General features: G+C 58.6%; 11 protein-coding genes, 1 tRNA gene and 1 pseudogene. 5 read left to right on the forward strand and 8 right to left on the reverse strand.

Going from position 1 to position 14566, the window contains the following annotated elements:
- Positions 1 to 43: 43 nt before the first annotated feature.
- On the reverse strand, positions 44 to 259 hold the full coding sequence (locus tag PY308_RS09820; RefSeq protein ID WP_275790741.1) for a hypothetical protein: 216 nt from the start codon (positions 257 to 259) through the stop codon (positions 44 to 46).
- A 147-nt stretch (positions 260 to 406) separates the two neighbouring features.
- On the reverse strand, positions 407 to 3325 hold the full coding sequence (locus PY308_RS09825) for an Rne/Rng family ribonuclease (protein WP_275790742.1): 2919 nt from the start codon (positions 3323 to 3325) through the stop codon (positions 407 to 409).
- A gap of 94 nt (positions 3326 to 3419) precedes the next feature.
- Between PY308_RS09825 and PY308_RS09830 the strand changes: the two genes are divergently transcribed.
- The 5 genes and pseudogenes from PY308_RS09830 to PY308_RS09850 all read left to right on the forward strand — a co-directional run bounded on the left by PY308_RS09830 (position 3420) and on the right by PY308_RS09850 (position 10358).
- Positions 3420 to 3701, forward strand: coding sequence for a hypothetical protein (locus PY308_RS09830; RefSeq protein ID WP_275790744.1), 282 nt, complete (start codon positions 3420 to 3422; stop codon positions 3699 to 3701).
- Between the two features lie 352 nt (positions 3702 to 4053).
- Entirely contained in the window at positions 4054 to 5256 is a 1203-nt protein-coding gene (locus tag PY308_RS09835) for an N-acetylmuramoyl-L-alanine amidase (RefSeq protein WP_434064223.1), read from the forward strand.
- Positions 5257 to 5579: 323 nt separating this feature from the next.
- Positions 5580 to 8033 carry a penicillin-binding protein 1A gene (locus PY308_RS09840; protein ID WP_275790746.1) on the forward strand — a complete coding sequence of 818 codons (2454 nt, stop codon included), beginning with the start codon at positions 5580 to 5582 and terminating at the stop codon, positions 8031 to 8033.
- A gap of 96 nt (positions 8034 to 8129) precedes the next feature.
- Positions 8130 to 9261 (forward strand): peptide chain release factor 2 gene (gene prfB / locus PY308_RS09845; RefSeq protein ID WP_275790748.1). Its coding sequence is split into 2 segments (ribosomal slippage): positions 8130 to 8198 and positions 8200 to 9261, totalling 1131 coding nucleotides; the frame shifts between segments, so codons are not numbered across the junction.
- Positions 9262 to 9412: 151 nt separating this feature from the next.
- Positions 9413 to 10358: pseudogene (locus tag PY308_RS09850) on the forward strand (IS630 family transposase).
- 12 nt (positions 10359 to 10370) lie between these two features.
- Here the strand turns inward: PY308_RS09850 and PY308_RS09855 are convergent.
- The 6 genes from PY308_RS09855 to PY308_RS09880 form a co-directional block, all read right to left on the reverse strand.
- Positions 10371 to 10790, reverse strand: coding sequence for a hypothetical protein (locus PY308_RS09855; protein ID WP_434064224.1), 420 nt, complete (start codon positions 10788 to 10790; stop codon positions 10371 to 10373).
- Between the two features lie 245 nt (positions 10791 to 11035).
- Positions 11036 to 11809 carry an NAD kinase gene (locus tag PY308_RS09860; RefSeq protein ID WP_275790750.1) on the reverse strand — a complete coding sequence of 258 codons (774 nt, stop codon included), beginning with the start codon at positions 11807 to 11809 and terminating at the stop codon, positions 11036 to 11038.
- A 189-nt stretch (positions 11810 to 11998) separates the two neighbouring features.
- Positions 11999 to 12241: a DUF982 domain-containing protein gene (locus tag PY308_RS09865; RefSeq protein WP_275790751.1), complete on the reverse strand. Its 243-nt coding sequence runs from the start codon at positions 12239 to 12241 to the stop codon at positions 11999 to 12001.
- An 857-nt stretch (positions 12242 to 13098) separates the two neighbouring features.
- Positions 13099 to 13416 carry a hypothetical protein gene (locus PY308_RS09870; protein WP_275790753.1) on the reverse strand — a complete coding sequence of 106 codons (318 nt, stop codon included), beginning with the start codon at positions 13414 to 13416 and terminating at the stop codon, positions 13099 to 13101.
- Between the two features lie 206 nt (positions 13417 to 13622).
- Positions 13623 to 13698, reverse strand: a tRNA-Thr gene (locus PY308_RS09875).
- A 124-nt stretch (positions 13699 to 13822) separates the two neighbouring features.
- On the reverse strand, positions 13823 to 14542 hold the full coding sequence (locus tag PY308_RS09880; RefSeq protein WP_275790755.1) for a YoaK family protein: 720 nt from the start codon (positions 14540 to 14542) through the stop codon (positions 13823 to 13825).
- Positions 14543 to 14566: the final 24 nt, after the last annotated feature.

Consider the following 14566-nt stretch of genomic DNA (forward strand, 5'->3'; position numbering starts at 1 on the left):
AGGCTGAAGTCACAGTCTCCAGCGCCACGAGCAGTGAACCGGCTCAGCGGCAAACACGGACTTTCTTCACAGTTACCGTTCCATCGGCATTTTTCATGCGGATATTGCGATCAATGCAAACGGGCTGGAAAGCTGTGTCATAGCTTGCGTAGTAGTAGTCATTGTGCCGCTGACGACCGCCATCGATCGTTTCGGCAAGGGTAGCACTGGAAGCCGCCGACGTGGCGGCAATGACTGCGGCGGCTAAGAAACCTTGCATGATTGTCTCCTCGGATTGGCGTGAACAGCCATTTCGTTCATTGGCGGATAATGCCATCTGAGGCCGTGCTTCGCTGTTCCGGATGGAACAACGAAAAAGGGCGGCCTAAAAAGACCGCCCTCCCAAAAACATCAAATCCGACAAGGCTTAAAAGAAGCCACGCTTCTGCCACCAGCCGCCCTTCTTGGGCTTTGACGCATCATCTCCCTGCGACGATGTGGACGATTTGACCACTGGCTCGCTGGCGACCATATCAATATTCCGATTGGTGCGCTCGGGTTTTGCTTCGTCCAGATCGGCCGCAGCCTCTTCGATAGCGGCATCCTCAACGGTTGGTTCTTCGACGTCAACAACCGCGTTCGGCTCCTCCTGTGACTCTACGGCGGAACGGGCGTCCGCATCAGCCGTCGATGTGTCAGCCGACACCGCCGCCTGATCGACATCGATGGCAGCGACTTTCTTGCCGCGGCCCCGCTTCGGTTTGGCAGGTTTGGCGTCCTCGTCGATTGCCACGTTCAGGTCCGGCAGATCCTCGTTTACCGCCTCCGGCTCAGCGGCTTCGGCAGGAACCTCGACAGGTGCGTCGTCCACGAACTCAACAGTGTCGCCTACGACCGTTTCGAATGATTCTTCTGCACCCTCAGCGAGGATTTCGCCTTCAGCCTCATCCGGACGGTTGCGGCGGCCACCGCGCTTGCCGCGGCGGCGGCGGCGGCGCTTCTGGCGCTCTTCCTCGGTCAGTCCGGCATTTTGAAGGTCATCGGATGCCGCTTGTACAGCGTCGTCACCCTCGTCCTCATCGCCGTCTTCCTCGGATGTGCCTTCGATAGTGTCGGCAGCGAGCAATTCGCCATTCGAATCGCCGCCCCGTCCGCCCCGCCGGCGCCGGCGGCGCTTGCGCTTGCGGTTGGCCTGATCGTCGCCATTTGCGGCGGGCTCGCGTTCGCCGCGCTCGATCTTTTCAACGCGCTCCGCCTTGGCCTCGACGGCCACCTCCAGTTCGTCCTCTTCCTCGATATCCTCTTCGATGACGATATCGTCTTCTTCGTCGATTTCGGGCTCGAATTGAATGATCTGGTCGATTTTGACAGGGTTCTCGACTGCTTCGCCGCGGTCGATGGCAAAATGTTGCACGCCGACATGGGCATCGGCTTCGATGATGATCTGAACGCCGAAACGTTCCTCATAATCGATAATCGTTCCGCGCTTGTGGTTGAGGAGGTAGAGCGCGATATCCGGCGTCGTGCGTACGGTGATGTTGTGCGTCGTGTTCTTCAAAAGATATTCTTCGATCCCACGCAACACATGCAGTGCGACAGAGGACTGCGAACGGACGTGACCCGTGCCGTTGCAGTGCGAGCATATCTGCATGGTCGATTCCAGCACGGACGCCCGAATACGCTGGCGCGACATTTCAAGCAGGCCGAAATGCGAGATCCGGCCGACCTGAATACGGGCACGGTCGTTTTTCAGATGGTCCTTGAGGCGTTTCTCGACGGCGCGGTTGTTGCGCTTTTCCTCCATGTCGATGAAGTCGACGACCACGAGACCGGCAAGGTCACGCAGGCGCAACTGGCGCGCGACTTCCTCGGCGGCTTCCAGGTTCGTCTGGAGCGCCGTGTCTTCGATCGAATGCTCGCGCGTGGAGCGGCCCGAGTTGACGTCGATCGCCACCAGAGCTTCGGTCTGGTTGATGATGATGTAGCCGCCGGACTTCAGCGTCACCTGCGGCACGAGCATACGGTCCAGCTGGGCTTCGATGCCCGAGCGCGAGAAGATCGGATGAACGTCGCGATACGGCTGAACCACCTTGGCATGGCTGGGCATCAGCATTTTCATGAAAGCTTTCGCTTCCTTGTAGCCTTCCTCTCCGGCCACGATGATCTCGTTGATATCCTTGTTGTAGAGATCGCGGATCGAGCGCTTGATCAGCGATCCTTCCTCGTAAACGAGGCAGGGAGCTGTAGAAGCCAACGTAAGCGTGCGGACGTTTTCCCACAGGCGCATCAAATATTCGAAGTCGCGCTTGACCTCCACCTTTGTCCGGTTTGCGCCGGCGGTGCGCAGGATGACACCCATGCCCTGCGGCACGTCGAGCATTCTTGCGATTTCCTTCAGGCGCTTGCGATCCTGCAGATTGGTGATCTTGCGGGAAATACCGCCCCCGCGGGCAGTGTTGGGCATCAGCACCGAATAGCGCCCGGCCAGCGAAAGATAGGTGGTCAGCGCCGCGCCTTTGTTGCCGCGCTCTTCCTTGGCAACCTGCACCAGGAGAATCTGCCGACGCTTGATGACTTCCTGGATGCGATATTGCTTGCGCGGACGGCGGCTTGCCTGACGATCCGGAACTTCCTCCATGGCGTCTTCGGCGCCGACGGATTCGATGATTTCCTTTTCTTCAGGATGATCGTCATCGTCTTCGTCGTCGGCATTACGGCGGCCGCGGGTATCTTCCGAGATGCTGTCGGTATCGACCATGGCGGCAATCTCGCCGCTCTGCCCGTCTTCATCGTCCGTATCTGTCGATACATCGGCGGCAGCTTCCGCCTCGGCGGCGAGCGCCTTTTTGCTGCGGCGCGGGCGCTTGGCCTTGGCTTTGGGCTTGTCTTCGATCTCAACGGCCTCAGCGGAGGCGTCTTCCACCGGGACAACAGCCTCAACTGCGGTCGCGTCTGCAGCGACGGCCTCATCGTCAGTTGCCTGAGCCGTTTCTTCTTCCGCCTCGGAGCCCAGATTGGTACCGGTCTCGACATGCTCGATGTCGTCGTCGCGGCGCGCCTCTTCCGCTTCGGCTCGCAGCAGGGCCTGCCTGTCGGCAAGCGGGATCTGATAATAATCGGGATGAATTTCCGCGAAGGCGAGAAATCCGTGGCGGTTGCCGCCGTAATCGACGAAAGCGGCCTGCAGCGAAGGCTCGACGCGGGTCACTTTTGCAAGATAGATATTGCCGCGGATCTGTTTCTTGTGTTCGGATTCGAAGTCGAATTCTTCTATGCGGTTTCCGCGAACGACGACGACGCGCGTCTCTTCAGCGTGAGACGCATCGATAAGCATTTTCTCTGCCATGTAAGGGGTGCTCCTCGGCGCAACCACGAAATGGCGGGAAAATCATGCCCGGAGGAAGATCTTCCACACAGATCGGGCTTATCGCCGGATGTGAATGATCCTGTATGGCCGGGGAGATGGTTCAACAGCCAGACGGCAGCCGGAAGGTGTTCGTTCCGGGGCCCGTTTACTTCTGACCGATACTGCTGAGACAACGTCGATGACCAAACAAGAAAGCCAATATACTGGGCCTTTGAGCCCGATGAATGTGCCCGGTGACGGGCTTTCGGTGATTGCCACCATTAATGCACCGGCCACCGCCGGAACTCACGATTCGACATACAAGGAGACTGTGGAACGACGGCGGATGAAACATGACTGCCTGTCCGAGATATGATCTATACGGAACGGATCTAAACCGTTCTGATCATACTCTGGCGCCGGGGCTTTAATACCCTTCGGCTGCCGGTCATTGATTCTATCCCGTCAACACTTTCTCCGCATGAAGCTTTTATGTTTTCTATGTCACAATGGCAAGGGAAAAGCCGGGAGCGCCTTAATATTGATTGATTCGCTTGAAGGGTTGTGATGAGCCGCGAGGTAGGGCGGGGCACTTCGCTTTCTTTCTGCCGGTAAGCTGTGGTTAACCATATCGGGTCATGAATCAGTGGTTTCCACCAGCTGCGACACAACCAGAGTTTTGATGAAGCGCTGTTCTTTATAACCGACAGGCAACAGGAAATACACGTTTGTTCCTCTCGAAAATAATCCGGCCTTGCCTTTTCCTCGCTTTGCTCTTTGGACTAGCTGCCGGAGCGCGGGCTGAAGAGGCGCCGTTGCTCGCCTATGGCGCGCGTATCGCGGGAGACGATGCCCGCACACGGGTGGTCATCGAATTCGACAGGAAGCCTGAATTTTTCGTCCACTATGTCGGCAATCCCGCGCGCGTGATCGTCGACCTGCCGGAGACCGCCTTCGGTTTGAAGCCGGAGGACCTGAGGGCGCGTGGCGTCTTCACGGAGATCCGCTATGGCGCGATGGGTGCGGGCAGTTCGCGGATCGTCCTCACGGCGAAAAAACCGGTTGCAATCTCCGGCGCAAGCGTCAGGGAAGATGAGGGGAGCAAGGGCTTCCGGCTGGTCCTCGATGCGGAGAGAGTGACCGACGCCCGGTTTGCCGAATTGCTTGGCGAACAGAAATGGACGGGGTCCGTCGCCGCGACCAAGACGGCCCGCAGCGTCGAGCCGGCTTCGAACGGCGAATTCGTGATCGCCGTCGATGCAGGGCATGGCGGCATCGATACCGGCGCGATCGGCGCAGACACGAAAATCGAGGAGAAGAGCGTAACGCTGGCCTTTGCTCAGGAGTTGGCAAAAACCTTGAACGAGGAGGCCGGCATCGAGGCCTTTCTGACGCGCGACAAGGACGAATTCCTGTCGCTGCCGGAGCGGGTCCATATCGCCCGCCAACGCGGCGCCAATCTTTTCATTTCGCTCCACGCAGATACGCTCAAACAACATGATATCCGGGGCGCAACCGTCTATACCATTTCCGACAAGGCGTCAGACCATCTCGCCGCGAACTTGGCCGAGCGCGAAAACCTTTCCGATGAAATCGCCGGCGTGGCCTTGACGAGCGAACCGGCCGAGGTTGCCGATATTCTCATCGATCTTACCCGCCGCGAAACCCAGGCCTTTGCCATCAATCTCGCCCGCTCGGTCGTGACGTCGTTTCAGGGACAAATCAACCTGATCAACAATCCGCATCGCCACGCAGGCTTTCGTGTCCTGCAGGCTCCCGACGTTCCGTCGATCCTTCTCGAATTGGGTTTCATGTCAAACAAGGACGACGAAAAGCTTCTGACCGATCCGGCATGGCGCAAAAAAGTGTCGGGCTTGCTGGTGGAAGCGGTCAGAACCTATCGTAGCGGCAAGACTGCCGACGGGGGCTGAGTGAGCCCAACACCATATCTTCAGAGATCAACACCGATGTGATTTGTGTCGCAGGGGTAACAGCAGTATGCTTTTCAAAGCGGTGGCCTGCCTTAAATAGCGCTAAGCCCTATTATGCTCACAATCCCGTCGTTATCGGGTGCTTGCACTGTATGCGTGAAAGCGTCGATTCCAAACGAGCGATTGCTGGACTGCAGCGGCGTCGGTAGGGTTTGATCGAGGCTTGGTTTGTCGCTTGATCGCAATGGAACAATCTGCGCGATAGTCACCGCGTCGCATGCGTGGCACAGAAGACGACGATAACAGGGTACCGGTATCTGCTGATGATCAGACTGATTGGATATTTCTTCGGGATTGGCGCATTCATGGTGCTTGGCATCGCTGCTGCGGCTGCCATTTATCTCGGGCATGTAACCAAGGACCTGCCTGATTACGAGGTGCTCAACAGCTACGCGCCGCCCGTCACCACCCGCGTTCACGCCGGCAACGGCGCTCTGATGGCCGAATATGCGCGCGAGCGACGGCTTTATCTGCCGATCCAGGCGATTCCGGACCGCGTCAAGGCCGCTTTCATTTCTGCGGAAGACAAGAATTTCTATCAGCATCCCGGCGTCGATATCACCGGCCTTGCCCGCGCCATCGCCGTCAATCTTCAGAATTTCGGTTCTGGCCGCCGCCCTGTCGGCGCATCGACGATTACCCAGCAGGTCGCGAAGAACTTCCTTCTCACGGCCGACCAGACGATCGACCGCAAGGTCAAGGAAGCCATCCTTTCGTTCCGTATCGAACAGGCCTACAGCAAGGACCGCATTCTCGAACTTTACCTCAACGAGATTTTTTTCGGGTTGAATTCCTACGGCATCGCCGGTGCGGCTCTGACTTATTTCGACAAGTCGGTTACCGAACTGACTGTGGCTGAAGCCGCCTATCTCGCGGCTTTGCCCAAGGGACCTGCAAATTACCACCCGTTCCGCAAGGAAGCCGCGGCCATCGAGCGCCGCGACTGGGTGGTCGATCGCATGGTCGAAAACGGCTACGTCACCAAGAGCGACGGCGAAGAGGCCAAGAAACAGCCGCTCGGTGTGACATTGAGGCGCGGCGGATCGCATCTTTTCGCCTCCGAATATTTTGCCGAGGAAGTCCGCCGCCAGATTATCCAGCGCTACGGCGATAATGCGCTCTACGAGGGCGGTCTCTCGGTGCGCACCTCGCTCGATCCGCGCATGCAGGTCGAGGCCCGCCGCGCCCTGCAGAACGCTCTTGTCTCCTATGACGAACGCCGTGGTTTCCACGGCCCGATGAAGGCGATCGAGATCGGCGGGGATTGGGGCGAGCCGCTGGGCAAGCTTCCGGCGCTGTCGGATATCCCGGAGTGGAAGCTCGCTGTCGTCCTTGCCGTCGATGATCGGGGCGTGGATATCGGCATTCAGCCGGAAAAGGATACGGCGGGAAAAATCGGTCCCGACCGTGTGACCGGCCATATCGCCGCCAAGGCAATGCAGTGGGCCTATCGCTCATCGACCGGCGACCGCCGTTCGGCCCGCTCGCCTGAAGGCGTTCTCGGTCCGGGCGACGTCGTCTATGTCGAGCCGACGGATGTGGAGGGCGACTATCGCCTGCGCCAGCCGCCAAAGGTTCAGGGCGGTCTCGTGGCTATGGACCCCCAGACGGGCCGTGTGCTGGCCATGGCTGGTGGCTTCTCCTACGGTCAGTCCGAGTTCAACCGGGCGACGCAGGCCATGCGGCAGCCGGGATCGTCTTTCAAGCCTTTCGTCTATGCCGCAGCCCTCGACAATGGCTATACGCCCGCTTCCGTCATTCTGGACGCGCCGTTCGAGCTCGTTACAGGCGGACAGGTGTGGCGGCCTGAAAATTACGGCGGCGGCTCTGCCGGCCCGTCCACCTTGCGCCTCGGCATCGAGAAATCGCGCAATCTGATGACGGTTCGGCTTGCCAACGACATGGGCATGAACCTTGTCGCGGAATATGCCGAGCGCTTCGGTATTTATGACAAGATGCTGCCGGTGTTGGCGATGTCGCTCGGGTCGGGCGAGACCACGGTGCTGCGCATGGTCTCGGCCTATGCCGTTCTTGCCAATGGCGGCAAGCAGATCAAGCCATCGATGATCGACCGTATCCAGGATCGCTATGGCAAAACCATCTTCCGGCATGAAGAGCGCACCTGCGACAATTGCAATGCCGCAGAATGGGAAAGCCAGGAGGAGCCGGTTCTTACCGACAATCGCGAGCAGGTTCTCGATCCGATGACGGCCTATCAGATCACCTCCATGATGGAAGGCGTCGTGACCCGCGGCACGGCCGCCGGAAAGATCAAGCTCGATCGTCCGGTGGCCGGCAAGACGGGCACCACCAATGACGAAAAGGACGCCTGGTTCGTGGGCTATACGCCTGACCTCGTAGCAGGGCTCTATCTCGGGTTCGACGACCCGGCCCCTCTCGGCCGCGGTGCAACAGGCGGCGGCCTTGCGGCTCCCGTGTTCAATGATTTCATGCAGGCGGCCCTTCAGGGGACCCGGCCCGTCAAGTTCGTGGTCCCGGAGGGCATGAGTCTCATTCCGGTCAACCGCAAGACTGGCATGGCGGCCGGTGAGGGCGATCCGGATACGATCATCGAAGCCTTCAAGCCCGGCACTGGCCCTGCCGACAGTTTCTCCGTTATCGGCGGCGCTGACCAGTATGTCCCGCCGGAAGAAATTCTAAAAGCGTCGCCGCAGGCCAACGAGGCCATCAATAGCGGCGGCAGCGGCCTGTTTTAACGAACTCACGTCTTTCGCAGCGCCCGCCGCCTTTACAGACGCGGCGGGCGTCGCTATTGACGGCCGACTTTCACAGCGATTGCAAGAAGCGGAATTATGCGCAACGAAATCGAAAACATCGTCGACGAAATCAAGCAGGCCATAAGCCTGCTGAGGAGGCATCTTTGACTGGGATCAGGCGGTAAGACGGCTGGACTGGTTGAACAACAAGGCCGAGGATCCTAACCTCTGGAACGATGCGGCCGAAGCGCAGAAACTCATGCGCGAACGCCAGCAACTCGATGATGGCATCCGAAGTGTGCGTGATTTCGAGCAGCAGATGCAGGATGCGATCGACCTTATCGAACTGGGTGAGGAAGAGGGCGATGCCGACATCATCAAGGATGCAGAAGACCTCTTGAAGCGGCTGCGCGGCGAGGCCGCCCGCCGGCAGGTCGAGGCCATGCTGTCGGGCGAAGCCGATGGTAACGACACCTATCTGGAAGTTCATTCAGGCGCCGGCGGCACCGAAAGCCAGGACTGGGCGAATATCCTGTTGCGCATGTATACGCGCTGGGCCGAGCGCCAGGGCTACAAAGTCGAGCTTATGGAAGTTCACGACGGCGAAGAGGCCGGCATCAAGTCGGCGACGCTTCTCGTCAAGGGGCATAACGCTTATGGCTGGCTGAAAACCGAATCGGGCGTGCACCGCCTCGTACGCATTTCGCCCTTCGACAGCAATGCCCGCCGTCACACCTCGTTCTCGTCCATCTGGGTCTATCCGGTCATCGACGATTCCATCCAGATCGACATCAACGAGAGCGACTGCCGCATCGATACCTATCGGTCCTCGGGCGCCGGCGGTCAGCATGTCAACACCACCGATTCTGCCGTGCGCATCACGCATATGCCGTCCGGCATCGTCGTCCAGTGCCAACAGGAACGCTCGCAGCACAAGAACAAGGCCAAGGCCTGGGATATGCTCCGCGCCCGTCTCTATGAAGCCGAACTCAAGAAGCGCGAAGAGGCCGCCAATGCCGAAGCTGCGTCGAAGAGCGAAATCGGCTGGGGGCATCAGATCCGGTCCTATGTCATGCAGCCCTATCAGCTGGTGAAGGATCTGCGCACCGGCGTCGAAAGCTCGGCTCCCTCGGACGTTCTGGACGGGGATCTCAACGGCTTCATGGAAGCAGCGCTCGCGCATCGCATCAACGGTGCCGCGGATGCCGCGATGGACGACATCGCGTGATTGCCTGGTAACACGGAAAGCTGATTGGCCGGGCATGCGAGTGTCCGGCTTTTCTGATTTTAGAGCGGCACCCGATCTGACTGAATCGCGCCGGCTATTCAAATCGTGATTTGTCTGATTCAAAAGGAGCCGCCGGATGGAGGCGGCGGATATGTCGAAGGCTTTATCGATGGATTTGCGGGTGCGTGCTCTTGCTGCGGTTTCGCAGGGCCTGTCGCATCGGGCGGCGGCTGAACGTTTTGAGGTGAGCGCCGCCAGCATCAGCCGCTGGCGCAAGCTTGAGCGTGACCAAGGCGATGCCCGGCCTCGTGCCCTGGGCGGAGATCGGCGCTCCGCCCGCATCGATGCGCATATGAATGCCATCCTCGAAGCCTTGGGGCCGCACAAGGATGCGACCATCGAAGAGGTGCGGCGTAGCCTTGCCGAACAAGGACTGTTCTTCGGCTTCGGCACGATCCAGCGTTTCTTTGCCCGTCACACCATCACGCGTAAAAAAAGAGTGCGCACGCCTCGGAGCAAGACCGTCCCGACATCCTGAAGCGGCGGCAGGAATGGTTCGATGGCCAGATCGACCTCGACCCCGCGCGCCTCGTCTTCATCGACGAGACCTGGGCTTCGACAAACATGGCGCGACGCCATGGCCGATGTGCAAGAGGCGAGCGCCTGCGCATCAGCGTTCCTCATGGTCATTGGAAAACCACAACCTTCATCGGAGCGCTGACGTTACGCGGCTTCATTGCGCCTTTCGTCATCGACAGACCGGTTAACCGCATCATTTTCGAAACATATGTCGAGAAGGTATTGCTGCCCGAGCTTCGGCCCGGCGACATCATCGTCATGGACAATCTGTCCAGCCACAAGGGGCCAAGGGTGCGGGAAATGATCGAGAGCGTCGGCGCGAGGCTCGAATACCTCCCGCCATACAGTCCGGATTTCACCCCATCGAAAACGCATTCTCAAAACTCAAGGCTCTCTTACGCAAGGCAGCCCAGCGCTCCATCGGCGGCCTCTGGACAACCATCGGTCGGTTGCTCAACCTCTTCACCCCAAACGAATGCCAGAACTATTTCGCCGCCGCTGGATACGATGCAACATGATCGGATTCCGCTCTAGTTCGTGGCGCGTTCGACTTTTATATCGCCGATATCGTCGACTAGCACGGTCCAGCTTTCCGGCTCAGCCGTGGCCGGATCTGTCTTCAGATAGACGGTGGCAAACAGACCCGGCTGGCGGGAAATGCCGTTTGAACTTTCGGGGCGTATGTCAGTGATGTAAGCCTTGATTTCAGAGAATTCCTCAAGTTCGGCGGAGGATAAAATTTCTGGCCCTTCCGGTCCGAGCGCAATCTGCTGCAGAAAAACATGCATGTTGCCTTCCGGCTGGCGTACGGCGATGAGCTTGTAATAGCCACGCTGTCCGGCTTGACGGTCAACCTCTTTGTTGGCTGGCGTGTCGTCGATTGCTTGAGGCAATGCGCCGCTTTCCTCCCAGTATCCAGTGCTCATCACGAAAATGATATTGTCCGGCAAAAGCTTGCTCTCTTCGGCCTTGGCGAGACCGGAAAAGGCGGACAACCAGAGAAGAAGGCCTGTCAGGAATACCAGGCAGGAAAGCCGCGACGGCGCGGTTGACGTCCAGGCAGGGCGATGCGGTTGGAAATAATGAAAACCGAGCATCATTTTGCTTTCCGTTTGCGCCGTCGCAGCTGTAATTCAAATCGGCGACCATAGTTTGTGCCGGAAATGATCACGAATCAAGGCGCGTTGATCCGCCGTCAATTGGAAAACTGCTCAGCAAGAATGCGATCGGACCAGGAGTAGTCCGGGTCGGAGAGAATATGCGCGGTGATATTCTCCGACTCAGCAATCCTTACATTGATAACGGATTTGACCTCCACATGATCGGCAACGGCATTGACCGGCCGCTTGTCCGCCTCCAGAATCGCGATATCGACCGTCACCTTGTTCGGAAGGAGCGCGCCACGCCACCGCCGGGGCCGGAAGGGGCTGACGGGTGTCAACGCCAGAAGCGGCGCTTCAAGCGGAAGAATCGGCCCGTGGGCGGAGAGATTGTAGGCGGTGGAACCGGCGGGCGTGGATAGCAACACGCCATCACAGATCAACTCCTCCAACCGCACCCGGCCATCGACCACTACACGCAATTTGGCTGCCTGGTAGGATTGTCGAAACAGGTAGACCTCATTGATGGCGAGTGCACGGAAGCGGTTTCCGTGCACGTCGATCGTCCGCATCTCCAGCGGCCGGAACGCATTTTCCACAGCTTCGGCAAGGCGTTCATGCAAGTTTTCGGTGTTGTAGCGATTCATCAGGAAACCGATTGACCCCCGGTTCATGCCATAGACCAGTTTTCCGGAATTCATCGTTTTGTGTAACGTGTGCAGCATAAAGCCATCGCCGCCCAGCGCCACGATCACATCAGCCTCTTCAGGATCGGTCTGTCCGTAAAGGGCGATCAGTTCGTCCGCCGCCTTCTGCGCTTCGTCGGTGGGTGAGGCCGAGAAAGCGATGGTTTTAAATGTGCGAGCCATAAAACGCCTGTACGACCTGAATGAACTAACCAAGACCGCTCAGCGGCTCGAGACTTGCGGCATCATGCACAAAACATGGTGCCGGGAAAGGAAAACACAGCTGAGAACGGGAATAACGTCCAGAACAGCCGCAAGCCTCATTGCGCCATCATCCCAAGACCGAGAAAATCACCCGAAACGACTGAAGAGCTATACCAATTTAAGATTGGCTTCCCGGGCAGCGGCGATCAATGCTTCCCGCGATTCCTCGATCGGGATAACGCCGGCGTCGGCTTCCATGCATGCGGTTTTTGCAGCTTGAAACATCTCGCCATCCGAGAGGGGCCACATGGAAAGCAGGTAATCCAGCGCGTCTCGCGGCCCCTCAATCGTAACCGCTTCTCCCCGCCCGAAGGAGAGCCGGACCGGGTTCGTCCAGGAAATCGGCGTCATAGGTTTCACCTCTTAGTTGCTTATCGTGTAACAACCGGTGCGGGCGGCTATGGTTCCACCCGACGGGATGAGCTTATCTGTTATCATCCCGCCAGCAAAGTGCACGATCAGGCAGACCTGCTGTTCTGTCGTTCCTGACATTCTCCACTTCGACAGCCCTTCATGTGCCGGGCACCGCTGCTCCAACTCGCTAACTGTCCACTTGCGTTGATCGCGTTCGCTCCGGCAACACCTGATGCACCGTCTGGTTCGGCATGGGTCCGATGCAGGACTACCGGCCTATGGGAACTTTTCCGTGGGAACCGGGTTTCGCCGACATTCAATCTACATGAGGCAACGGCCTTGTCTGCGAAAGCCGGAGGAAAGTTGATGTCTTCAACCTTGTCACACAATGACCGGCCGTTGGGAGAGCCATTCCCCTTAGGCGTCATCGATACGGTGCAACGGACTGTTGGCGTACCAGAACAGAAAGCGCCGGATCGCGGTACTGAAAATCTCGGAGAGGAGCTTTCGACCTTGCGCAGTGAATTGGCGACACTGCGGCAACGCCTGTCCCGAATCGGAGAAAAAACCGGCACCAGCGTCAGAAAAGGCGGTCGACAGGTTACCGCAACGGTCAATTCACGACCGCTTACGTCTTTGGCCATGGCATTCCTGTCGGCTGTGGCGGCCGGCTTCATCGTAAGGGCACTTCGCGATTCCCCGCCGCCCCGGGGACGGTATGACTTCATCGAGGATTGGCGTCGGCACCTGAGAGACAGGTTTTGATTAAACGCATCGTACGATGGAGGTGCATCTTGACGGCTTCAGGTGATCGGCTGTGGCTCATTGAGCAGGCCCGCCATTCGCACCATCCTTCACTTTCTCACGAGCATCCATGACACGAATGCGCAAACCAGCGCCGCTGGCCAAAAGTCAGTCATCTGGTCCCAGGACCAGCGCCACATGAAATATCCTTCGAGATGCGGCGGCGCCATATGGACGGACACCTCGTAGTCCCGTTTTTCTCGACCATGGAAGTGACCGGCGGCAAACGCCAGGGCGGCGATGCCGGCTACACGCCATGGCAATGTCAGCCTGAAGACGAAAGTGAGGATCACGGCCATGATCAAGGCTTCGACAATATGCCCCGCCCAGTCCCAGTTTCTCTGAATATCGTTCCAGTCCAATTCCATCGTTAGCCACTTTCAGCCACCGGCCATTATCAAACTTTGAAGCAGCCATGCAAAAGCTTGCGTCGTAAAACTCCAGCTGCAGCAAGAACAAATATGAACGCGAATCAATGATTCGCTTTGGCATGAACAGTTGAACGCACGGATCGACAGCCGCACTCCGCATCGGGTGCGAAAGGCAATATTCGTTTGGAGGCTTTAAGGAAAAATGGTGCCCCCACCAGGACTCGAACCCGGGACCCCCTGATTACAAATCAGGTGCTCTACCAACTGAGCTATAAGGGCAGCACGGGCAGGGAGTTAGCATATTCTCGATCGGTGTAAAGCGAAAATGCGCCCTCGGGTTGGGTTTTTCCGTTCGTATCTAGGTTTTAAGCGGGCGAACAGGGGATGGTGCGGCATCTGGCAGCTACGTTTTCGGTCTTTTCGTGATCAGCCGAGGCGCCGGACGTCCGAGGCGCTTTTGAAAGCGCGACGGAATGAAGCGGGCGATGACGGCGAGAAGGGCGGATAGTCCGCAAGGCAGCCAGATAACCGCCGGCCCAAGCATCCAGGCCAGACCTGCGCCGCAGAGCGCGCCGGCTGCCATGCCCAGCCAGGGAAGGATCTGAACGACCCAGTCGCGCTGCGGATCACCAACGATCATGCCGCCAAGGCCACGGCCGAAGCGGGAGAGGGCACCTGTGACGTAGGTCAGGCCGATCGGCCGCCCCTCGATCTGCTCGACGGCGGCATTGATCATCCCCATAGCCAGAACCATTGCATAGAATTGCAGTACAGGGGCGGTTGCCGGTGAAAGCATCGCTGCGCCAAGGAGAGCGACGGTTACCCCAACCATGACATTGAAGGTTCGCCGGACGGCCTTGTGAGCAACCACCGTCCCCATCGCATTTCCGGCAACGAAAATGAGGAGGGCTCCGAATAGGACCAAGGCGTGGCCGAGCCGCCAATCGGCGACCGCGACTGCCGCCCGCGTGGTATTGCCGCTCATGAAGGAGACGAAATTGCCGGCAATCAGCAGACCCACGGCGTCCGTCATGCCTGCGAGGAAGGAGATGGCGGCGACGAGTGCCGTTCCGATTGCGGTTCTGCGCCTGCTGATGAAACGTCTTCGCTGCTCAATCGTCATGATGCTCTGGCCCCGACCCGATAA

This window comes from Pararhizobium gei (assembly GCF_029223885.1).
GTDB classification, from domain to species: Bacteria; Pseudomonadota; Alphaproteobacteria; order Rhizobiales; family Rhizobiaceae; genus Pararhizobium; species Pararhizobium gei.